Origin of the sequence: Nonomuraea coxensis DSM 45129 (genome assembly GCF_019397265.1) — a bacterium.
GTDB lineage: Bacteria > Actinomycetota > Actinomycetes > Streptosporangiales > Streptosporangiaceae > Nonomuraea > Nonomuraea coxensis.
Genome location: NZ_CP068985.1, coordinates 4505533 through 4527203 on the forward strand (window position 1 = coordinate 4505533; position 21671 = coordinate 4527203).

At 70.8% G+C, this 21671-nt stretch carries 22 protein-coding genes and 1 pseudogene; 18 read left to right on the forward strand and 5 right to left on the reverse strand.

What is annotated here, in order from left to right; all coding sequences use genetic code 11:
* Position 1 precedes the first annotated feature (1 nt).
* From Nocox_RS21005 to Nocox_RS21055, 11 genes are read left to right on the forward strand one after another with little or no spacing between them, the layout of a single operon-like run.
* Positions 2-223 carry a hypothetical protein gene (locus tag Nocox_RS21005; RefSeq protein WP_020543192.1) on the forward strand — a complete coding sequence of 74 codons (222 nt, stop codon included), beginning with the start codon at positions 2-4 and terminating at the stop codon, positions 221-223.
* Positions 216-1484 (forward strand): acetyl-CoA hydrolase/transferase family protein, encoded by a 1269-nt coding sequence (locus Nocox_RS21010; protein WP_020543191.1) that lies wholly within the window; start codon positions 216-218, stop codon positions 1482-1484. The genes Nocox_RS21005 and Nocox_RS21010 overlap by 8 nt, the downstream gene beginning before the upstream one ends.
* Positions 1481-2692 (forward strand): acetyl-CoA C-acetyltransferase, encoded by a 1212-nt coding sequence (locus Nocox_RS21015; protein ID WP_020543190.1) that lies wholly within the window; start codon positions 1481-1483, stop codon positions 2690-2692. The genes Nocox_RS21010 and Nocox_RS21015 overlap by 4 nt, the downstream gene beginning before the upstream one ends.
* A complete protein-coding gene (locus tag Nocox_RS21020) occupies positions 2689-4062 on the forward strand; it encodes an OB-fold domain-containing protein (protein WP_020543189.1) in 1374 nt (457 codons plus the stop codon). The genes Nocox_RS21015 and Nocox_RS21020 overlap by 4 nt, the downstream gene beginning before the upstream one ends.
* Positions 4059-5252, forward strand: a complete 1194-nt coding sequence (locus tag Nocox_RS21025; protein ID WP_020543188.1) for an acetyl-CoA acetyltransferase — start codon at positions 4059-4061, stop codon at positions 5250-5252. The genes Nocox_RS21020 and Nocox_RS21025 overlap by 4 nt, the downstream gene beginning before the upstream one ends.
* 58 nt (positions 5253-5310) lie before the next feature.
* Positions 5311-6522, forward strand: coding sequence for an enoyl-CoA hydratase-related protein (locus Nocox_RS21030; RefSeq protein WP_020543187.1), 1212 nt, complete (start codon positions 5311-5313; stop codon positions 6520-6522).
* Positions 6523-6525: 3 nt separating this feature from the next.
* Entirely contained in the window at positions 6526-7677 is a 1152-nt protein-coding gene (locus tag Nocox_RS21035) for an acyl-CoA dehydrogenase family protein (RefSeq protein ID WP_020543186.1), read from the forward strand.
* A gap of 35 nt (positions 7678-7712) precedes the next feature.
* Positions 7713-8576: an SDR family NAD(P)-dependent oxidoreductase gene (locus tag Nocox_RS21040; protein WP_026214338.1), complete on the forward strand. Its 864-nt coding sequence runs from the start codon at positions 7713-7715 to the stop codon at positions 8574-8576.
* A gap of 4 nt (positions 8577-8580) precedes the next feature.
* Positions 8581-9891, forward strand: coding sequence for a phytoene desaturase family protein (locus Nocox_RS21045; protein ID WP_020543184.1), 1311 nt, complete (start codon positions 8581-8583; stop codon positions 9889-9891).
* A 31-nt stretch (positions 9892-9922) separates the two neighbouring features.
* Entirely contained in the window at positions 9923-10114 is a 192-nt protein-coding gene (locus Nocox_RS21050) for a ferredoxin (RefSeq protein ID WP_020543183.1), read from the forward strand.
* A complete protein-coding gene (locus Nocox_RS21055) occupies positions 10111-11325 on the forward strand; it encodes an NAD(P)/FAD-dependent oxidoreductase (RefSeq protein WP_020543182.1) in 1215 nt (404 codons plus the stop codon). Before Nocox_RS21050 ends, Nocox_RS21055 begins: the two co-directional genes overlap by 4 nt.
* A gap of 62 nt (positions 11326-11387) precedes the next feature.
* Here the strand turns inward: Nocox_RS21055 and Nocox_RS21060 are convergent, their stop codons facing one another.
* Positions 11388-12059 carry a TetR/AcrR family transcriptional regulator gene (locus tag Nocox_RS21060; protein ID WP_084685656.1) on the reverse strand — a complete coding sequence of 224 codons (672 nt, stop codon included), beginning with the start codon at positions 12057-12059 and terminating at the stop codon, positions 11388-11390.
* 111 nt (positions 12060-12170) lie between these two features.
* On the opposite strand from Nocox_RS21060, the gene Nocox_RS21065 reads away from it, so the two are divergent.
* From Nocox_RS21065 to Nocox_RS21080, 4 genes are all read left to right on the forward strand, one after another.
* The gene (locus Nocox_RS21065; protein ID WP_026214337.1) at positions 12171-13022 is read left to right on the forward strand and encodes an HpcH/HpaI aldolase/citrate lyase family protein; all 852 of its coding nucleotides are present in this window, start codon (positions 12171-12173) and stop codon (positions 13020-13022) included.
* Positions 13019-14029, forward strand: a complete 1011-nt coding sequence (locus Nocox_RS21070; protein ID WP_020543179.1) for a MaoC family dehydratase — start codon at positions 13019-13021, stop codon at positions 14027-14029. The genes Nocox_RS21065 and Nocox_RS21070 overlap by 4 nt, the downstream gene beginning before the upstream one ends.
* Before the next feature lie 148 nt (positions 14030-14177).
* Complete coding sequence (locus tag Nocox_RS21075; RefSeq protein WP_020543178.1) at positions 14178-14897, forward strand: hypothetical protein; 720 nt, start codon at positions 14178-14180, stop codon at positions 14895-14897.
* A 281-nt stretch (positions 14898-15178) separates the two neighbouring features.
* Positions 15179-15349 carry a hypothetical protein gene (locus Nocox_RS21080; RefSeq protein WP_157383044.1) on the forward strand — a complete coding sequence of 57 codons (171 nt, stop codon included), beginning with the start codon at positions 15179-15181 and terminating at the stop codon, positions 15347-15349.
* A 58-nt stretch (positions 15350-15407) separates the two neighbouring features.
* Here Nocox_RS21080 and Nocox_RS21085 read toward each other — a convergent pair whose 3' ends face one another.
* From Nocox_RS21085 to Nocox_RS21095, 3 genes and pseudogenes are all read right to left on the reverse strand, one after another.
* Complete coding sequence (locus Nocox_RS21085) at positions 15408-16367, reverse strand: hypothetical protein (protein WP_084685655.1); 960 nt, start codon at positions 16365-16367, stop codon at positions 15408-15410.
* 15 nt (positions 16368-16382) lie between these two features.
* Positions 16383-17339 (reverse strand): annotated as a pseudogene (locus Nocox_RS43140) (transposase); the annotation flags it as partial.
* Between the two features lie 26 nt (positions 17340-17365).
* Complete coding sequence (locus Nocox_RS21095) at positions 17366-17734, reverse strand: VOC family protein (RefSeq protein WP_020543177.1); 369 nt, start codon at positions 17732-17734, stop codon at positions 17366-17368.
* Positions 17735-17797: 63 nt separating this feature from the next.
* Here Nocox_RS21095 and Nocox_RS21100 point away from each other — a divergent pair, with 63 nt between their 5' ends.
* Positions 17798-18256: a MarR family winged helix-turn-helix transcriptional regulator gene (locus tag Nocox_RS21100; RefSeq protein ID WP_020543176.1), complete on the forward strand. Its 459-nt coding sequence runs from the start codon at positions 17798-17800 to the stop codon at positions 18254-18256.
* A 534-nt stretch (positions 18257-18790) separates the two neighbouring features.
* On the opposite strand, the gene Nocox_RS21105 is transcribed toward Nocox_RS21100, so the two are convergent.
* Entirely contained in the window at positions 18791-19552 is a 762-nt protein-coding gene (locus tag Nocox_RS21105; RefSeq protein WP_020543174.1) for a hypothetical protein, read from the reverse strand.
* 148 nt (positions 19553-19700) lie between these two features.
* Between Nocox_RS21105 and Nocox_RS21110 the strand changes: the two genes are divergently transcribed.
* Positions 19701-20258, forward strand: a complete 558-nt coding sequence (locus Nocox_RS21110) for a CBS domain-containing protein (RefSeq protein ID WP_246649823.1) — start codon at positions 19701-19703, stop codon at positions 20256-20258.
* Positions 20255-21538 (forward strand): ArsB/NhaD family transporter, encoded by a 1284-nt coding sequence (locus Nocox_RS21115; RefSeq protein WP_020543172.1) that lies wholly within the window; start codon positions 20255-20257, stop codon positions 21536-21538. Before Nocox_RS21110 ends, Nocox_RS21115 begins: the two co-directional genes overlap by 4 nt.
* Positions 21539-21671 lie beyond the last annotated feature (133 nt).

Here is a 21671-nt window from a genome sequence, read left to right on the forward strand (position 1 = left end):
CGTGAATCAGTGGATCATCGCAAGCGAGTTCGCGGAGGTGGCGGTCAGCCTCGACCTGGACGCCAACGGGCCACGGCTGCGGCTGGAGGATCTGCGGAGCGGCCACGTCCGTCATCTCGACGCGCTGGAGCTGGAGAGCATCGCCTGGGCGCCGGACGAGCGGCTGCGGGAGCTGATGGACCCGTCGGCCGGACGCTGGAGCGACAGAGCCGGCGATGCCTGAGGCGCCGGACCAGGCCGGGCGGCCGGACCTCGCGGCCCATATCCGGCCCGGTGACACGGTCCTGTGGGGGCAGGCGTGCGCGGAGCCGCTCACCCTCACCGAACGGCTCATGGAGCAGCGCGCGGCGATCGGCGGCCTGCGCTGCTTCGTCGGGGTGCCCGCGTCGGGCACGGTGCGCCCGGAGCACGCCGACCACGTGTCGTTCCTGTCCTACTGCGGCAGCGGCGGCAACCGGGCGCTGCACCGGGCCGGCGTCCTCGATGTCCTGCCCGGCCACTACTCCACGCTTCCGTACCTCATCGAGAGCGGCGCCCTGCCCGTCGACGTCGTCCTGCTCCAGCTCTCGCCCGCGGACGGGGCCGGGCGGCACAGCCTCGGCCTCGCCGAGGAGTACCTGTCCGCCGCCATCGACCGGGCCCGCGTCGTCATCGCCGAGGTGAACGACCAGGTGCCCTGGACGTACGGGACGCGCACGCTCACCGCGGCGGAGCTGGACCTGGTGGTGCACACCTCCAGGCCGCCGGCCGAGCTCGCCGCGAAGCGGGCGGGCGCCGCCGAGCGGCGGGTGGCCGGCCACGTCGCCGCACTGATCGAGGACGGCGCCACGCTGCAGCTCGGGCTGGGCGCGCTGCCCGAGGCGATCGCCGCCCGGCTGGCCGGGCACCGCCATCTCGGCGTGCACTCCGGCCTGATCGGCGACGCCGTGGCCGACCTGATGGAGGCCGGGGTGATCACCAACGCGCGTAAGACGCTCGACCGGGGCCGCACGGTCACCGGGGCGCTCATGGGCACCGCCCGCCTGTTCGGCTACGCCGGCGGCAACCCGGCGATCGAGCTGCGCGACACCCGGTACACCCATGATCCCGAGGTGCTGGCGGCGCAGGACCGCTTCGTGGCGATCAACTCGGCGATCGAGGTGGACCTCACCGGCCAGATCAACGCCGAGGTCGCGCGCGGCGCGTACGTCGGCGCCGTCGGCGGCGCGGTCGACTTCCTGCGCGGGGCCGCCCGGTCCCGCGGCGGCCTGCCCATCGTGGCGCTGACCTCCACCGTGCAGGCGGCCGGGGGAGGGACGGCGAGCCGGATCGTGGCGAAGCTGAGCGGGCCGGTGAGCACGCCGCGCTGCGACGCCGGGCTCATCGTCACCGAGCACGGCGTCGCCGACCTGCGCGGCCTGCCGCTCGGCGAGCGCGTGGCCGCCATGCTCGCCATCTCCCACCCGGACCACCGTCCCGCGCTCGAGAAGGAGTGCCCCCTATGAGAAGAGCCGCGATCGTCGCCCCGGTCCGCACCCCGGTCGGAACGTTCGGCGGATCCCTGCGCCCGGTACCGGTCGAGGACCTGGCCGCCACCGTCATCAAGGCCGTGGTCGAACGCTCGGGCATCGACCCCGGGCGGATCGAGGACGTGGCGATGGCCCAGTCCTACGCCAACTCCGAGACGCCGTCCATCGGCCGCTGGGCGGCCCTGCACGCCGGCCTGCCGGTCGCCGTGCCCGGCTTCCAGCTCGACCGGCGCTGCGGCGGCGGCCTGCAGGCGGTGGTGACCGCCGCGATGATGGTGCAGACCGGCGCCGCCGACGTCGTGATCGCCGGCGGCGTGGAGAGCATGAGCAACATCGAGCACTACTCCACCCAGGTCCGCTGGGGCAGCCGGTCCGGCGGCGTGCAGCTGTACGACCGGCTCGACCGGGGGCGTGAGCGGTCCCAGCCGGAATGGCGGTTCGGCCGCATCTCCGGCATGATCGAGACCGCCGAGAACCTGGCCCGCGACTACGACATCAGCCGCGAGCAGGCCGACGCCTACGCCGTGCGCAGCCATCACCGGGCGGCGGCCGCCTGGGAGGCGGGCGCCTTCGCCGAGGAGGTCGTCCCGGTCCAGGTGCCGGTGCGGCGCGGCGACCCGGTGACCTTCTCCCGCGACGAGGGCATCCGCCCCGACTCCGACGTCGAGACGCTGGCCGGGCTGCGCACGCTCACGCCGGGCGGCACCGTGACCGCCGGCAACTCCAGCCAGCAGAACGACGCCGCCGCCGCCTGCCTGGTCGTGGCCGAGGACAAGCTGGACGAGCTCGGGCTGGAGCCGCTGGGATTCCTGGTCGGCTGGGCGGCGGCCGGCTGCGAGCCGGCCACCATGGGGCTCGGCCCGGTGCCGGCCGTCAGCCGGCTGTTCGCCAGGACCGGGGTGGGGTTCGACGACCTCGACCTGGTGGAGCTGAACGAGGCCTTCGCCTGCCAGGTGCTCGCGGTGCTCAAGGGGTGGGGGTTCGATGACCCCGCCGAGCTGGACGACCGGCTGAACGTCAACGGGTCGGGCATCTCGCTCGGGCACCCGATCGCCGCGACGGGGGTGCGCATGCTCACCACGATGCTGTACGAGCTGCGCCGGCGGGGCGGCCGCTACGGCCTGGAGACCATGTGCGTCGGCGGCGGCCAGGGGATGGCCGCCCTGTTCGAGGGAGTGTCATGACCGGGCACGGGATCGTCGCCTACGCCTGCCACCTGCCGCGGCACCGGCTGCGGCACGCCGACCTGGGCGCGGCCCTCGGGGTCAGGTCGGGGTCAGGATCGCGGGTGGCCGCCTCCTTCGACGAGGACAGCACCACGCTCGGCGTCGAGGCCGCCAGGCGGGTGCTGACCGGCCCGCCCGGGGCCGTCTTCTTCGCCACGACCTCGCCCGCGTACCTGGACAAGACCAACGCCGCGGCCCTGCACGCGGCCCTGGGGCTGGGCCGGGACGGCCTGGCGGTCGATCTGGCGGGGTCGGCGCGCTCCGGCACGGGCGCACTGCTCGCCGCGGCCGCCGCCGGCGGGCTCGCCGTGCTCGCCGACGTGCGGACCGGCCTGCCGGGCTCGGCCGACGAGCGGGGCGGGGCGGACGGCGCCGCGGCGTTCCTGTTCGGCCGGCCGGACGAGGCGATCGCCGAGATCGCCGCCCGCGTGTCGGTCACGGCCGAGTTCCTCGACCGCTGGCGGCTGCCCGGTGAGGCGGCCTCCCGCCGGTGGGAGGACCGCTTCGGCCTGGAGAGCTACCTGCCGCTGGTGACCGAGGCGGGTCGGCGGGCGCTGAAGGAGGCCGGCGTCACCGAGCCCGACCACGTCGTGGTCACCTCGCCCAACCCGCTGGTGGCCAGGCGGGCGAGCGCGCTCTTCCCCGCGCGGGTCCCCGCCGGGCGGCTGCCGGGACACGCCGGCGCGGCCGACGCCGGGCTGGCCCTGGCGGAGGTGCTGGACCGGGCGGCGCCGGGCGAGAGCGTGCTGCTGCTCGCCGCCGCGGACGGCTGCGACGCGCTGGTGCTGCGCGTCACCGGCCGCATCACGCACGGGCGGCAGGCGCGCCCGCTGGCCGCCCAGCTCGCCGCCGGCCGCGACGTCCCGTACGCGACCTACCTGACCTGGCGTGGCCTGCTGGAGCGGGAACCGCCGAGACGGCCGGAGCCGGACCTGCCCGCCGCGCCCCCGTCGGCCCGGTCGCAGGCGTGGAAGTTCGCGTTCACCGGGTCGCGCTGCGGCCGCTGCGCGTTCGCGCACCTGCCGCCGGCACGGGTGTGCAAGGGCTGCGGAGCCGTGGACGCGATGGAGCCGCTCCCGCTGTCGGCCACCCGGGGGACGGTGGTCACCTTCACCGCCGACCGGCTGGCCTACTCGCCCTCGCCGCCCCTCATCGACGTGGTGGTCGACTTCGACGGCGGAGGGCGGTACACGATGGAGCTGGCCGACGCCTCGCCCGCCGAGGTGGCGATCGGGATGCGGGTCGAGCCGACGTTCCGCAGGCTCTACACGGCTGGTGGGACCCACAACTACTTCTGGAAGGTCCGGCCCGTGGAGGAGGAGCGATGAGCGCCAGAGGGATCAGCGACCGGGTCGCGATCGTCGCGATGGGCTGCACGCGGTTCGGTGAGCACTGGTCGGCGTCCACCGACGACCTGGTGATCGACGCGGTACGCGAGTGCCTGTCGGCCGTGCCGGGCACGGAGCTGGCGGACGTGGAGGCGTACTGGCTCGGGACGCTCGGCTCGGGCCAGTCGGGCCTGACCCTCAGCCGCGCGCTGGCCCTCGACCACCGGCCGGTCACCCGGGTCGAGAACTACTGCGCGACCGGCTCGGAGGCGTTCCGCAACGCCTGCTACGCGGTGGCGTCCGGGGCGTACGACAGGGTCATGGCGGTCGGCGTGGAGAAGCTCAAGGACTCCGGCTTCTCCGGCCTGACCCGGTCCGACCCGCCGGGGGACGGCACGGCGCCGGAGAACACGCTCACCGCGCCGGCCGCGTTCTCGCTGCTGGACCCCGCCTACTGCGCGAAGTACGGCGTGGACCCCGCCGACATGCGGGCCGCCATGACGCACGTGGCGTGGAAGAACCACGCGAACGGGGCGCTCAACCCCAAGGCGCAGTTCCGCGCGGCGGTGTCGAAGGAGAAGATCGGCGCGGCGCCGCTGGTGGCCGGGCGGCTCGGCGTGTACGACTGCTCGGGGGTCTCCGACGGCGCGGCCTGCGCGCTGATCGTCCGCGCCGAGGACGCCCACCTCTACACGGGCCGTCCGGTGTACGTGAAGGCGCTGGCGCTGTCGGCCGCCCCGGGACGCGCCGCGATGGACACCGGCTACGACTACACCACCTTCCCCGAGGTCGTGCGCAGCGCCGAGGACGCCTACCGGCAGGCCGGGATCACCGATCCGCGTACACAGATCTCGATGGCCGAGGTCCACGACTGCTTCACGCCGACCGAGCTGGTGCTGATGGAGGACCTGGGTTTCGCCGGGCGGGGCGAGGCGTGGCGGGACAGCCTCGACGGCGCCTTCGACCGGGGCGGCCGGTTGCCGGTCAACCCGGACGGCGGCCTGAAGTCCTTCGGGCATCCGGTCGGCGCGAGCGGCCTGCGCATGCTCTACGAGTGCTGGCTGCAGTTCCGCGGCGAGGCGGGGGAGCGGCAGCTCGCCGATCCCCGGCTGGCCCTGACCCACAACCTGGGCGGGCGCCCGGGGGCGTGTGTGTCCTTCGTCTCCGTGGTCGGTTCCGAGCTCGGCTGATTGGCATGCGCCGATTTTTTAGTCTAGATTAGATTAAATACGAGTGGAGGAACTCACGATGAAGGACGTGCAGGCGGCACGCGATCTCTACGTCGCGCTGACCACCGGTGACCAGGCCCGGCTCGCGCACCTGCTGCACCCGGCCTTCGTCGCCAGGACCACCGACGGCCTGCCCTTGGACCTCGGCGGCGTCTACAGCGGCCCCGACGAGGCGTGGCGGGAGTTCTGGGGACGCATCGGGCAGCACTACCGCGTCCGGGCCGAGCCGCAGGACTTCCACGAGCTCGCCGGCGGCGGGCTCCTGGTGACCGGCAGGTACGTGGGCAAGGCCCGCGCCACCGGGGCGCCCGTCGACGCGGGCTTCGCCCACGTGCTCCGCTTCACCGGCGGCCGGATCTCCGAGCTGGTGCAGTACACCGACAGCGCCCGCTGGGCCGAGGCGCTGCACGGCCGCCCCCCGGCGGACAAGGCCGGACGCCGGGAGCTGACGGTGGTCCGCTTCGACGTCGACGACGGCCTGGCCCGGGTCCGGCTCGACCGGCCCGCCGCGCGCAACGCCCTCGACCTCGACATGGCGCTCGACCTCCAGGAGGTGTCGCTGCGCTGCGCCGAGACCCCCGGCCTGCGCGCGGTCCTGCTGACCGGGGAGGGACCGGCGTTCACCGTCGGCGGCGACGTCAAGCTGTTCGCCTCCACCCCGCACGCGGAGCTGGCCGGCCTGGTCGACACGATGATCACGCCCTACCACGAGGCGCTCGACCGGCTGGCCCGGCTGGACGTCCCCATCGTCTGCGCCGTCCACGGCGCCGCGGCGGGCGGCGGCCTCGGCCTGATGCACTGCGCCGACCTCGTGCTCGCGGCCGAGGACACCAAGTTCGCCCTCGGCTTCAGCGCCCTCGGACTGTCCGGCGACGGCGGCAGCACCTGGTTCCTGCCCCGGATGATCGGATCCCGGCGGGCGGCGGAGCTGTTCCTCGAACCCCGCGTGCTGAGCGCCCGCGAGGCGCAGGAGTGGGGGATCGTCACGCGCGTCGTGGCGGCCGGAGCGATCGAGGACGAGGCGCTCGCCGTGGCCCGGCGGCTCGCCGCCGGCCCCACCCGCGCCTTCGCCGAGCTGCGGCGGCTCCTGCGCGAGAGCTGGCACCACACCCTGCCCGAGCAGCTGGCCGCCGAGCAGCGGGCCCAGGGGCGGGCCACCGCCACCGCCGACTCGGCCGAGGGCATCGAGGCATTCAAGAGCAGGCGCGAACCCGACTTTCAGGGACGGTAACCCATGAACATAGACACCGACGAGCACCGGCTGCTCCGCCAGAGCGTCGGCAAGATCGCCGAGCGGTACGGCCACGCCTACTTCGCCGACCGCGCCCGCGCCGGCGGCCGGGTCGACGAGCTGTGGGCCGAGCTGGGCGAGGCCGGATTCCTCGGCGTGCACCTGCCCGAGGAGTACGGCGGCGGCGGAGGCGGCCTGCGCGAGTACGGCGTGGTCCTCGAAGAGCTGGCGGCGCACGGCATGCCGCTGCTGATGGGCGTCATCTCGCCCGCCATCACCGCCTCGATCGTCTGGCGGCACGGCTCCGAGGAGATGAAGCGCGACTGGCTCCCCGGCATGGCCGCCGGCACCAGGAAGATGGCGTTCGCGCTCACCGAGCCGGACGCCGGCACCAACAGCCACGCCGTCACCACCACCGCGCAGCGGGACGGCGACGGCTGGCGGCTGACCGGGGCCAAGTACTACATCTCCGGGGTCGACGAGTCCGAGGCGCTCCTGGTGGTGGCCCGCGACGGCGAGGAGCGACCGCCGGGACGCAGCCCCCTGTCGCTGTTCGTGGTGCCCGTCGACGCCCCCGGCCTGCGCGCCCAGCAGATCGTCACCGAACTGGTCGTCCCGGAGAAGCAGTACACCGTCTTCTTCGACGACGTGCGGATCGGACCGGAGTCACTGATCGGCGAGGCCGGCCGCGGCCTGCGCCAGGTGTTCGCCGGCCTCAACCCCGAGCGCATCCTCGCGGCCTCGCTCAGCAACGGCATCGGCCGCTACGCCCTGGACAAGGCCGCCCGCTACGCGCGCGAGCGGCAGGTGTGGTCCACGCCGATCGGCGCCCACCAGGGCGTGTCGCATCCGCTCGCGGAGGCGTACATCGCCGTCGAACTGGCCCGGCTGGCCACCGCCCGCGCCGCCGAGCTGTACGACTGCGGCGAGGACGCCGCCGAGGCGGCCAACATCGCCAAGTTCGCCGCCGCCGACGCCTCGCTGAAGGCGCTCGACCAGGCGATCCAGACGCACGGCGGCAACGGGCTGTCGCGCGAGTACGGCCTGGCCGACCTGTGGTTCGCGGCCCGGCTGCTGCGTACCGCCCCCGTCAGCCGGGAGATGGTGCTCAACTACGTCGCCCAGCACAGCCTCCAGCTGCCCCCTTCCTACTGACCGCACGCTCCCCAGAGACGAAAGAGGTTCCATCGATGGCAGGTGTAGAGGACCGCGTGATCGCCGTGACCGGCGCCGGAGGAGGGCTCGGCCGCGAGTACGCGCTGCTGCTCGCCCGCTCCGGGGCGAAGGTCGTGGTCAACGACCTGGGCGGCGCGCGTGACGGCACGGGCTCCGGCAGCGCCATGGCCGACGCGGTGGTCGCCGAGATCACCGGCGCGGGCGGGCAGGCCGTGGCGGACTACCACAGCGTGGCCACCGAGGAGGGCGGCGCCGGCGTCGTCCGTACCGCGCTGGAAGCCTTCGGCCGCATCGACGGCGTGGTGAGCAACGCCGGGATCCTGCGCGACGTGGCCTTCCACAAGATGACCCACGAGCAGTGGGACGCGGTGATCCAGGTCCACCTCCACGGCACCTACCACGTCGTGCGCGCCGCCTGGCCGCACTTCAGGGAGCAGGGGCGCGGCAGGGTGGTGGTCGCCACCTCCAACACCGGCCTGTACGGCAACTTCGGCCAGGCCAACTACGGCGCCGCCAAGCTCGGCATGGTCGGCCTGATCAACACCCTCGCCATCGAGGGCCGCAAGTACGACATCCTGGCCAACGCGGTCGCGCCGCAGGCGGCCACCCGCATGACGGAGGACATCGCGCCGCCCGAGCTGCTGGCCAAGCTGCCGGCCGCGCACGTCGCGCCGATCGTCGGCCACCTGCTCACCGACGAGTGCGCCGACAGCGGCACCGTGGTCGTCGTCGGCGGCGGGCTCTGCACCCGGGTCCAGCTCTACGAGTCCAAGGGCGTCACCTTCGCCGACGTGCCCACGATCGAGCAGGTCGGCGAGCGGTGGGCGGAGATCACCGACATGAGCGGGGCGGTCGCGGCCGTCAACAGGGTGGGCTGAGCCGATGGCAACGACCGACTTCGACGTTCTCGTCATCGGGGCCGGCGCCGGCGGCCTGTGCGCCGCCGCCCGGCTCTCGCACCTCGGTTACCGCACGCTCGTGGTGGAGCGGCTGGACCGGGTCGGCGGGCGCGCGTCCACGTACGACATCGACGGCTTCAAGGTCAACAACGGCGCCATCGTGCTGGAGCTCGGCGGGGTCACCGAGGAGACCTTCGCCGAGGTCGGCGCCCCCTACGACGTGCGCATGCCCAAGCCCCCGATCCTCTACCGGATCGGCGGCAAGGACATCGACGTCACGGGCGGCGGCTGGGGGTTCCTGCTCGGCAAGCTCACCCGGCAGGGGGCCAAGCTGGTCCAGGGCCTCGGCGCCGCCCGCGAGGACAGCGGGCTGCCGGACGCCGAGCTCACCACCGCCGAGTGGGTGTCGAAGTACACCAAGAACGAGAACGTGCACGGCATGTTCCGCAACATGTGCGCGTCCATCTTCGCGGTCGGCTCCGAAGAGCTGCCCGCCCGGGTCTTCCTCACCTACTTCACCCGCAAGAGCGCCTTCAAGAAGTTCGGCTACCACCCTGAGGGCACCATCGGCGTCTGGCGGGCGCTCGCCGACGTGGTGACCAGGAACGGCGGCGAGGTCTGGCTCGACAGCGAGGTACGGTCGCTGACCCTCACCGACGGCCTGGTCACCGGAGCGGTGGTCGCGCGCGGCGGCGAGAGCGTCGAGGTCGGCTGCCGCGTCGCCGTCAGTGACGCCGGACCGGTCGCCACCGTGGACCTGGTCGGCGTCGGCCACCTGCCCGCCGGCTACCTCGAGGAGGTCAGGCGGCGCGACCGCCCCTCCTCGATGATCACCGTCAACATCGCCAGCAGGGAACGGCTCATCGAGGCTCCCGGCATGCTGAGCTTCGGCAAGACCCGGCGCCTGTGCTACATCGCCAACTTCACCGACCTGTGCCCCGGGATGGCGCCGGAGGGCTGGCACCTGTACGCCGCGGCCGGCGTCCCCAAGCCGGCCGTCGGCGACTTCGACGAGGCGGCCGAGACCGAGCTGATCATGGAGGACCTGCGCGAGCAGGTGCCCGGTTTCGACCGGGCGCGCGTGCTGTCCACCGCCGTCATGCGCGACTCCTGGCCGCCGCAGCGCGCCGTCGCCGGTTTCGACCTGGCCCCGGCCACCCCGATCCCGAACCTGTGGAACGTCGGCGACGGGGTCAAGGAGTACGCCAACGGCGGCACCACCGCCTGCGCCGAGACCGCCAAGCTCGTCGTCGAGCAGATCGCGGCCCGGCACCCGGTCGCGGCCGGCCGCTGAGCCGCCGCCCGCGTTCACCAAGGAGAGACAGATGAAGATCATCGTAGATCGGAGCGCCTGCACCGGCCTGGGCATCTGTGAGTCGCTGGCCCCGAACTGCTTCGAGGTCGACGACGCCGGAGACCTGATCCTGCTGACCGAGACGGTGTCCGAGGAGGACCTCGAAGGCGTCAGGCAGGCGATCGAGGGCTGCCCCACCGAGGCTCTGCGGCTGGAGTCATGAGCGGCCGCCGGCTCGTCGTCGTCGGCGCCTCCCTCGCGGGGCTCCGGGCCGTCGAGGCGGCCAGGAAGAGCGGCTTCGACGGCTCCGTCGTGCTCATCGGCGCCGAGCCTCATCTGCCCTACGACCGGCCGCCGCTGTCCAAGGCGTTCCTCGACGGCGCCGATCTGCCCGCCTTCCGTACCGAGGAGGTGCTGCGCGACGAGCTGGGCGTCCGGCTCGCGCTGGGCGCGCCGGCGACGGCGCTGGACACCGCCGCCCGGGTCGTCAGGGCGGGAGAGCGGGAGTTCGGCTACGACGCCCTCGTCATCGCCACCGGAGCCGCGGCCAGGACCCTCCCGGGCACCGGCGGCCTGACCGGGGTGCACACGCTGCGCACCCGCGACGACGCGCTCGCGGTGCGCTCGGCGCTCGACGACGGCGCCCGCACCGTCGTGGTCGGAGCCGGGTTCATCGGCTCCGAGGTCGCCTCGGCCGCCCGCAAGCGGGGCCTCGACGTGACGATCGTCGAGGCGCTGCCCACCCCGCTGGTACGCGCCGTCGGCGCGGCCATGGGCCGGGCGTGCGCCGCCCTGCACGCGCGCAACGGCACCACCCTCAGGTGCGGGACCGGCGTGGCGGCCGTGGAGGGCGACGGCAGGGTCGAGCGGGTCCGGCTCACCGACGGGACGGTGCTCCCGGCCGACCTCGTGGTGGCCGGCATCGGAGCGGTCCCCGCCACCGGCTGGCTCGCGGGCGCGGGCCTGCCGCTCGACGACGGGGTCGTCTGCGACGAGACCCTGTTCACGGGGGTTCCGGGCGTGTACGCGGCCGGCGACGTCGCCCGCTGGCACAACCCGGCCTTCGGCCGCCCCATGAGGCTGGAACACTGGACCAGCGCGGCCGAGCAGGGAGCCGTGGCCGCGCGCAACGCGCTCGACCCGGCGAACGCCAAGCCGTACTCCACCGTCCCGTACTTCTGGTCGGACTGGTACGACTCCCGCATCCAGTTCGTCGGAGTGCCGGCGGCCGAGGAGGTCCGCGTGGTCGACGGGGATCCCGGCGGGCACCGCTTCGTCGCCCTCTACCGGGAGGGCGACCGGCTGGCCGGCGCCCTCACGCTCAACGGCCAGCCACAGATCATGAAATATCGTGCTCTGATCATGCGGGGCGCCTCCTGGGCGGACGGACTGGAGTTCGCCGACCGCCGCCGCGCGGCCCTGAAGACGGCCTGACCACCCACCTCCTCGACCGGGCAACGTCGTCGACCGGCGAGACCGCTGATCCCCGCCCGGGATCAGCGGGACGACCGCCTGCGCCGCCCGGTGTCCCCGGCCTCCTCCACCAGTTGTGATCGGCTGCTGAGGCCGTGCCGGACCAGGGACTGGGCGGTGCGGACCACCGTCTCGTACGTGTCGCGTCTGGGGTTCCACCACTCGGCCGCCCAGTTGAGCGCGCCCATCACCAGCAACTGCGCGGTGCGGGGATCGAGGTCGGGCCGCAGCCGGCCGTCCTCGTGGAGGTCCTGGAAGAGGTTGCGCCACAGCTTGCCGTAGGCGGCTTCCTCGGCGAGCTGCCGGGTGCGCAGGTGTTCGGGCATCTGTCCGGAGTTGCGGATCACGGCGGTCGCGAAGTCGGACAGTTCGAGTTCGAGGTGCAGGTGGGCTTCGACGGCGGCGCAGATGCGGTCCATGGGGGTGGTGTCGTCGGGGAGTTCGTCGAGGACTTTGGTGACGTGTTCGCGGACGCGCTGGGCTCCGGTCCACATGACCTCTTCGATGAGTTCCTCGCGGGAGCCGAAGTAGTAGTAGATGGCCGGTGCCTGCAGCTGGGCCTGGTCGGCGATGTCGCCGAGGCGGGTGCCCGCGTAGCCCTTGCGGCTGAGCACGTGCGCCGCCGCGTCGAGGATCCGCTCGCGCGTCCGCGCGGACTTGGAACTGTCTTCCGAACCGGCAACTCTCCTGGACACCCGGCGATTCTACTGCCGGCCACCGTCCCCGACGCCCCCTGTGGGCGAGTCGTCCACGCGGACTTCCTTTAACCTAATATAGATTAAACACTTTCTCCTTAGGAGAGCCGAATGATCGATGCCGTCCCACCTCGTTCCTGCCTGTCCGTGCCGGGCACCGACGACAGGAAGATCCGCAAGGCGTGGGACTCCACGGCCGACGAGGTCGTGCTCGACCTGGAGGACGCCGTACGGGCCACGCGCAAGGACGAGGCGCGCGGGATGCTCGCCGCGCTTCCCCGCCGCGCGGCCGGCCAGGTCGCGATCCGGGTGAACGCGCCGCGCACCGCGTGGTGCCACCTGGACGTCATCGCCTCGGCGGGGCCGGACGGAGTGCCCGCCTCCCTCGTGCTGCCGAAGGTGGAGAGCGCGGGAGACCTCGAGTTCCTGGACAGGCTGCTCGACGGCGTGGAGGCGGCGGCGGGACGGGACCGGCCCATCGGTGTGCAGGCATTGATCGAGACCGCCAAGGGCCTGGCCAACCTGCGGGAGATCGTGACGGCCTCGCCGCGGCTGCGTACCCTCGTGCTCGGTTACGCCGACCTCGGAGCATCACTCGGCCGGACGGCCGACGACTGGTCGTACGCTCAGGATGCGGTCCTGATCGCCGCGCGCAGCGCGGGGCTGGCGGCCATCGACGGTCCCTGGCTGGGCGTCGCCGACGACGAGGCGTTCCGGCGCGCCGCGCTGCGCGCCCGCGAACTCGGCTTCGACGGCAAATGGGTGATCCACCCACGCCAGCTCGGCACCGTCAACGGCGTCTTCACCCCGAGCGCGGACGAGGTGGCCCAGGCCCGCGCGGTCCTCGACGCGCTGCACGGGTCCGAGGCGGGAGCGGTGGAACGGCAAGGGCAGATGATCGACGAAGCGGTGGCGGTGGCGGCCAGGCGGGTCCTGGCCCGGGTGGAAGGAATGCAGGGATGACGACGATCGCCGAAGGGCCGTACTTCGAGGAGCTGACGGTCGGGCAGGTCTTCGACGGCGCGCCGGGCCTCACCCTGACGGAGGGGCACGGCGCGACCCACCAGGCCATCGTGGGCGATCGGCTCCGCCTGCCGCTCGACTCCGGCCTCTGCCGGGAGGTGACGGGAGGAGGGCCGCTGGCTCATCCGGCGCTGGTGTGGGACGTGGCGATCGGGCAGTCCACCCTCGTCACCCACCATGTCAAGGCGAACCTGTTCTACCGCGGCCTCGCCTTCCGCCGTCTGCCGGTGGTCGGCGACACCCTCCGCACCTCCACCCAGGTGGTGGCGCTGCGCCAGAACCGGGCCAAACCGGGCCGCCACCCCACGGGACTGGCGGTCCTGCGGATGACCACCGTGGACCAGCGAGGACGCCCGGTCCTGGACTTCTGGCGCTGCGCCATGCTGCCGCTTCGCGACCCCGCGACGCTCACGGGTCATGACGCCGACCTCGACCAGGTGGGGGAGCGAATCTCCGACGCCGAACTCGCCGCCAGGACGGCCGAGCTGCTGAAGGGCTGGCGGCTCGACCACTTCAGGGACCGCGTCCCGGGCCGCCACTTCACCGACGTCGCCGAGGGCGAAAGCTGGCAGGTGGGCGGGGGAGACGTGGTCTCCAGCGCTCCGGAACTGGCCAGACTCACCCTCAACGTCGCGCAGGTCCACCATGACGCCAGGGCCGCCGGAGGCAGCCGGCTGGTGTACGGCGGCCACACGATCGGTCTCGCCCTGTCGCAGGTCGCACGGGCTCTGCCGAACCTCGTCGCGGTTGTGGCCTGGCACGGCTGCGACCACCTGGGGCCGGTCCGCGAGGGCGACACGCTGTCCAGCGAGGTGGTGGCCGAGCGCCGCCAGGCGCTGCCAGGCGGCGGCGGGCTGGTCCATCTCCGCTCGCTGGTCAGAGCGGCGGCCGGCGACGGAGAGCCGAGGGACGTACTGGACTGGCGCTTCGTCGCCGTGATGGCGTAGGCCGGGCGCGGCGGTCGTCGTGCAGGCGCGCCCGCTCGCCGGGCAGCAGGCCCTCGCACACTCTCACCGCATCATCGGTATAACGATGGGCGGTCCCGGATGATCAGGGGCCCCAGGTTGTCGCCGCTGTCGGGCATGATCACCTGCCATGAAGCAAGCACTCCTCGCCATCGCGGCCATCGCCGCGCTGACCGTGCCCGCGCTGCCCGCGCACGCGGCGCCCAAGGACCCGGTCAAAGTCCTGAACGCGACGATCGTGCCCGGGCACGGCGTGCGGTACACCGGCAGCGTCACCTGGATGGACGGCACTGACCAGCGGGGCGCCCGCGACCTCAAGGGCGTCTTCCAGTTCGGCAAGAAGGGCGTCGCCGCCTTCGACATCACCCTGAAGGACGGCGACGAACAGCAACGTGTCATCGGCATCGGCAAGACCGGTTACTACTCCGGCGGCGTGATCGGCGGCCTGCTGCCCGAGGGCAAGACCTGGTACAAGGAGAAGAACCGCGGCATGCCCGACTCGTGGTCGCAGTTCATCAACCCGGCCGAGACGAAGACTCTGGCCCGGCTGCTCAAGAACGGCACGACCAAGGGCGGCACCGTCTCCGGCTCGATCACTCTCAAGGAACTCAAGGCGGTCTCGACCTGGGTCTCGGCCGCCAAGCTCGGCAACGAGCACGACGGCGTGAAGATCTCCTACAAGCTCACCCTGTCCTCGGCGGGCCTGGTCACCCGGGTGACATCCAGCTACACGCTGACAGAGGACGGCACCCCCTACACCAGCACCGTGGACACCCGCTATACCGGGTGGGGCGGCAAGGTGTCGGTCAAGGCGCCGGCGCCCTCCACCGTGACCACCAGCATTCGCTGACCTGATGTCCCATCGCCTGCGGTTCGTCAGGCAGGCGGCCACAGGCGTTGGCGGCATCCCAGCTGCTTCGCCCTCGCGGGCAAGGACGCCGGCGACGTACTCCAAGCTCCCCAGACTGCTTCTGGCATGACCATTCTCACCAAGGGTGAGGTGACGCCCTTGCGATCGCGGCAGCCGGCCACGTCACCAGTGACGCGATGGCGGTGACCTTCCAGGGGCCACGCCGGACGACAGCTAGTTCTCGACGCTTCCAGCAGCCCGGTCGGAAGGACACCCCGTACGTGCAACTCTTCCACGACGTGGTCACGACCGGCGCGATCTTCGACGATGAGCACATGATCGCCTACGGCGGGCCGGCCCCGGCAATGCGGCTGGCCGGCCGGTGCGGACTGGCCGCCGCGGTTTGGGGTGCGGGTACGCCTGCGGAACAAACTCGAACTCAACGTCCCTGACCCGGGCCGGCTGGACGACGTGCTCGTGCCCAGCCTTGGCCCCGGCGACCAGAGGCAGCTACTTGACCTTTGCTGTGGCGTTTGCTTGATAGTAAAAACCGACGAATACTGAGTATTCACCCCTATCACAATCTTCTGGATGTATCCAAATATCTGTGTAGGGTCCTGTCTGAGTTCTCTTCAACGTCCGGCCGGAGCTGTCCTCATGGATAACCGGAGTCCCGCCCGGCTTGTGTGCCCAAAGCCACTCGTCCCCATTTGTTACCAAGCGGTACAAGTGGTAGTCGTAACCGGGCCAAATCGCTGCTGCAATAGTCAACCCGTCTGGTTGCTGGCAGGTCTCCCTCCAGCCGTCAGCATCCAACCCCGATGCTATCTGTCCGACTGACATACTCTGGGCCGGCGCCCCTCCTCTGAGCCCGGGCAGGGCATAGCGACGGTTTGCGATATGATTAGCGGCGAAGCAGTAGCAGTTATTCTTCTCCACGACGCCTGGGGCGTTGAACGTGGCATAGTTGTCCCAATACAGGGAATTGGCGTCCGGGCAAGGGTCTAGCCAAACTCCGCGTATACCCTCGAATGATTGCTCCTGCTTGCTCGCCCGGGAACCTCCGGACTGAGGCGGCATATCCTCAGGTGGCGGCGGAATGAGATTTACCCCCCGCGAGGCGGATGACAGCAGCTCGTCGTCCACCCCCGCCCGCCCAGCAGACGTTTCGAGCAGCCACTGAGCGACAGATGACCCCGCATCTGTGGGCACATTTCCTACCCGAAACTCATGGGGAAACGGAGTTTCCCTGGTCGACTGATATCGACTCCAGGGGCCGTTGTCGTCCTTGATCAGACGCACGATGAACCCGCGATAACCGAGACCGAAGGTCTGCCCGCTCGGATTTAGCGGCGAAACCTGCTCCGGGGCGGCCTGAATGCGTTCTGTCAGCTCACCCTCCTCCTCGTAGGTGAGGGTCCACGTAGGATTCGGCATTCCGGAAAAAATGTCGAGTTCGACTTCCAGCATGATCTCATCACCTCGTTATCGTGGGCCGAATGATTGAGCCGGCGGGGGAGGGGGTGGCGGCAGTCGCTGCTTTACATTCTTTCCCTTCACATAGTGCCTGAAGCGACTTCTAAGCCCAATTTGGAGCAAAAGGGCTCTTCGCCGGCGAGGGTGTGGTCGCGGCCTGAAGCCGCCGGTCTTGAGCAGGGGCATAGCGGTGTAGCTGGTGAGGTTGCGGGAGCCGAGAGCGGAGCCGCGTGGATGTTCGGGTCGTCCGTTGATCGCTTTGGTGCTTCTTCAGCGTCCGGCTGAGCGCGACGAGCTTGGTGAGGGCAGCCGGGACGCCGCGCCGAGGGAGTCGATCAGCTTCTCCGTCAACTCCTTGCCGAGCTTGCGGTCAGGCTCGCGGCAGGCGGCGATCATCCGCTGGTAGACCCCCAGGCCGTCTCGACTTCGACGTGCGCCGGCGTCGAACAGGTCGGCGAGGCGGCCCTTCTGCTTGTCGGTGAGCAGGTCGGCGCCGGTTCTGCAGGGGCCGCCGTGCCCGGTGGAGCGCCTCACCGGCCAGTTGTACGACGTGGAAGGAGATCCGTCACCGCGACCGCGTCGGGAAGCTCTTCGGCGGTGGCGGTCTTGCCGCCGGTAAATCCGTCCGTCCATCGCAACGACTTCGACCCCGTCGCGCCGAGCCTTGGGCCGTGCGGCCAGCCAGGTCTTGAACGCCTGCTTGGAGCGGCCCTCGACTATGTCCAGCAGCGGCGCCGGCCCGGTGCTGGACCACGATTGCCTCAAGTGCCCACCGCAGCCCGCGGTGCGAGGGCTTCGCTCGTGGCTCGGCGGCACGGGTGGTGTCCTGGCGCCACACGCGCCCGCAGCCGCCGCCCCGGTAACGGCGGATCGTGACCAGCGGCGTCGTGGGACGCCACCCGAACACCTCGTGAGCAAGGCGCCTGGTCACGGTGTCCGCGGCGATCCCTCCGACCCGCACGGCCGATGATCGTCCGGGCGTGTTCGGCCTGTCAGGCGCGATCGTGGAGAGTGATCTGGTAGCCGTCGGGGTCGGCGAAGGTGAATGTCCGACCGAAGGGGCCGTCGATCGGTGCGGAGACGATGGTGTGGCCGTCGGCGACCAGAGCATCGTGAATGGCCTGGACGTCTGTGGCGTGGAGCCAGATCGCGGCACCGATGCCGGGTTGAGCAGCGGATGCGAGATCGGTGCCGGGAACGATGTCGCGGAGTGCGAACGCGATCGGCCTCGTCTCGAAGACGACGGCGTGCGGAGGTCCGCTCTGCGAGCGGACGAGGCCGAGGTACTGCTCGTAGAACGCCTGCGAAGCGTGGAGGTCGCGCGCTTGGAGCGAGATGAAGTCGGGGCCGGTGACGGGCATGATGATGCTCCTTCTCTCTGTGTCAGTTTTCTGACACAGGCGAATCTATGTCAGAATGCTGACATGAGTCAAAACGGTGTCGGCGTCGACCTGGAGACGTCACTGGGCTACCTGCTGAAAGAGGCGTCGAGCGCCCTCCGTGCAGCCATGGAGGAGGTGCTGCGGCCGCTCGGGATGAGCGTGACGCACTACTCCTGCCTCGAACTGCTGGCTCAACGACCGGGCTTGTCGAACTCCGAGCTCGCGCGGGGCGCGTTCGTGACCCGGCAGACGATGAACGTGCTGCTCCAGGCCCTGGAACGGGACGGCTACGTGACCAGGCCTGCGGAGGCACCCGTCGGGAAGGTTCTTCCCACGCGGCTCACGCCTCGCGGCCGCCGGAGCCTCAAGAAGGCGACCGTAGCGGTCCGGTCCGTCGAGGTCAGAATGCTGGCCGGCATGACCGAGACCGAGAGGGCCGACGCGTTCCGGATCCTGCGGAGCATGATCCATTCACTGCGCGATGGCAATGACGGTGCATAGCTCGTTCCCCGGCGCACGTCTCGTCGCGCTCCGATAGGAATGCCGCCGAGCGTGGAGATCCGCGGGCGCCGGGTCATACGCCTTGTCACCCACGACGGTCCGCCAAGGCGGACCGTCATCCCGAGACCGGCCGGCGCGCCTTCGTACAGACATGCCCTGGGCCGGCAGCAGCACCATCGGCGCCCGCCGCCAGGTCACCACCGACCCGCTGCCACGCCGGATGATGTGCAGGAGCCGGTTCCCTCATCGTCATCGATCTCGCGTACACGAACCTGTCCAGCCACGAGCGGAGTCTGAAGCGATCACGCCGACCGAGGTGGGACCTTGATCGGCGTGGCACCGTGAAACGGGGCAAGCCCTGGCTGCCTGCTACGAGCTAGTGCCCATCAGGTGCAGGTGCTGATCGAGTTGGGCAATGACGTGTTCAGGGACCGCGCGGCCAAGGTCGTCCCACGCGGCGATCTCCTCGTCCGAGGCCAACGGCGCCGTCGGATATCGGAACTGTCCGAATGCGTCGGCTGTAGATGGTGATCTTCAGTTGGGATCGCCGGCTCCGTCGGCGGGGGCGAAGCGTGAGCGCTGGGTGGAGGGGAAGCGGTGTCCCTCTGGGTCCAGGAGGTCGATCAGGTCGATCAGTTGGTTCTGGAGCCTGGTCAAGCGGCCTTGCGCCATGTAGGGCTGACGGGCTGCCAGTTCAACGTGATCGAGGAGTACCTGCCCCCACTCGGAGAACGCCTCGTCGGCAGCGAGCTTGGCGCAGAAGGTGGCGTAACCGATGCATCTGCGGTCTCCGGGTTTGCCGTCGGGTTCGATCATGAGCTCGCCGAGCGCCCTCTGATCCGAGCGGAAGATCATGAAGCACTCTGTATCTGGGATGTTCGCCTCTCCGAGAGTTCTGCTGATCTTGGTGAGAGCGAACATGATCTGCTGGTTCGCCGCGTTCTTCCCCAGGTCGAGAAACTGAAGATCCCGGCGGAAGATCTCGACCCATCCCAGATACTCGGCGAACAGGAAGGCGGTGCTTCTCTTCACGTAGAGCGCCTGCCGCTCGGTACCCTCCAGCAGAAATGCGGTCGTGAACCCCCTGTGTCCCTGGCGGCGGTCGGTTTCATAGCCGTGGAGAATGTTGTAGAGCCTGCTCTGAAGATCGAAGGCTGCCCACAGCATGGCGTCGCGGTACCGGCTCATATAGTCCAGGCGCTCGCGGGACTTCGCCTGGGTCTGCAGCCGATAGCTCAGTACGGCCGTAACCACCGCGCCTAACACCGCAATCACGGCCGATATCACGCTGATCACAGGGTGGCTCCTTCTCCGAACCGAACTTCTCGGGATACGCCGCGCACTGTTTCCGATGGTCGAGTTGTCTCATTCACCTTGCGATCTCCGCCCTCCTGCTCCCGACTCCACCGCCGCCTGAAGGCGACGGTCCCCTCGGGAGGAACTGATGGGGGAACTCGACGACTCCTCATCACGGCAGTTCTTGATACGTTGTCCCCAGGTGCGCCGGGAAGTCTGGTCGGCAGGTCCTTTCCGACTGACCCAGAAGGATGTGCTCGTGCGCGCCCGAGACCTGCTTGCCGATTTCCCCACGGTTGGCCTCGACTCTCCTGTCATCGACGCGGCCCGGATGCTGGCCGATCATGATCTGCCCGGTCTCATCGTCGTCGACGACGACCGCACACCGTTCACCATCCTGCCCGGAACCGAGGTGCTGCGGCTTGCCGTGCCCACCTACTGCCTGGACGACCCGGCCCTGGCCCGGGTGGTGGACGAGGCGCACGCCGACACCTTCCTGGACGGACTCGACGGTCGTACGGTGCGCGAGGCGTTGCCGCAGCGGCCACGCGAACTCCCGCTCACCGACCCCGATGCCACCGTGCTGGAACTGGCCGCGCTGATGGCCCGCACCCGCAGCCCCCTGGTCGCCGTCGTCACCGACGATCAACGGCTGATCGGAGCGGTGACCCTGCAGGCGCTGCTGGACCGGGTGCTCGCGGCGTGAGCGTGCTCTCCTGGGCGAGCGTGGCGGTGTTCGTGACGGCCTACGCGCTGATCGCCACCGAGAAGGTCCACCGGGTCGCGGCCGCGCTCGGCGGGGCGGGGATCATGCTGCTGATCCACGCCACCGGCGCCGAGGCGGCGTTCTTCTCCGAACACACGGGCATCGACTGGAACGTCATCTTCCTGCTCCTCGGCATGATGATCATCGTCGGGGTGCTGAAGGAGACCGGGGTTTTCGAGTTCCTGGCGATCTGGGCGGCCAAACGCGCCCGCGGCCGGCCCTTCCGGCTCATGGTGCTGCTGGTGGTCATCACCGCGGTCGCCTCGGCGCTGCTCGACAACGTGACCACGGTGCTGCTCATCGCGCCGGTGACGTTCCTGGTGTGCGAGCGGCTGGCGCTGCCGGCCGCGCCGTTCCTCATCGCCGAGGCCCTGGCCTCCAACATCGGCGGCGCGGCCACCCTGGTCGGCGACCCGCCGAACATCATCATCGCCAGCCGGGCGGGCTTGAGCTTCAACGACTTCCTCATCCACATGGCGCCGATGGTGATCGTGCTGATGGTCGTGTTCGTCGGCCTGTGCCGGCTGATGTTCGCTCGCGTCTTACGCTACGACCCCGAACGCGCCGAGGCGATCATGGTGCTGGACGAGCGTGAGGCCATCGCCGACCGGAGGCTGCTGTGGCAGTCGCTGGCGGTGCTGGCGCTGGTCATGGCGGCGTTCGTGCTGCACCCGGTGCTGCACTACGAGCCCTCGATCGTCGCGCTGCTCGGCGCCGGGGCGCTGGTCGCGGTGACGAAGATCCGTACCGAGCAGGCCATCGCCGAGGTGGAGTGGCCCACGCTGGTGTTCTTCGCCGGGCTGTTCGTCATGGTCGGCGCACTGGTGGAGACCGGCGTCATCGGCACGCTGTCGAAGAGCGCCGTCGCGGCCACCGCCGGGCAACCGGAAGTGACCACGATGGGGCTGCTCGCCGGCTCGGCGATGCTGTCGGCGATCGTCGACAACATCCCCTACGTGGCCACCATGAGCCCCATCGTGGAGCAGGTGGTCCAGGCCAACGAGGGCCGGCATGTGTTGTGGTGGGCGCTCGCCTTCGGCGCCGACCTGGGCGGCAACGCCACCGCGGTCGGCGCCGCGGCCAACGTCGTCGTGCTCGGCATCGCCGCCCGCAACGGCACCCCGATCAGCTTCTGGCACTTCACCAAGTACGGCCTGATCGTCACGGCGGTCACCGTCGTCCTGGTGGCGCCGTACCTGTGGCTGCGTTACCTCGCGTGAGGCGGGGACGGCATCTGTCCACGTTCCCGACGCACACGTCAACCTGGCTTCACGGCAGGCAGGGGCGGGGCGGGACGGTCGCCGGCGGTTGTCTGGTTTGCCGGGCGGGATGTGGCCGCGGCTCGTGGCAGGG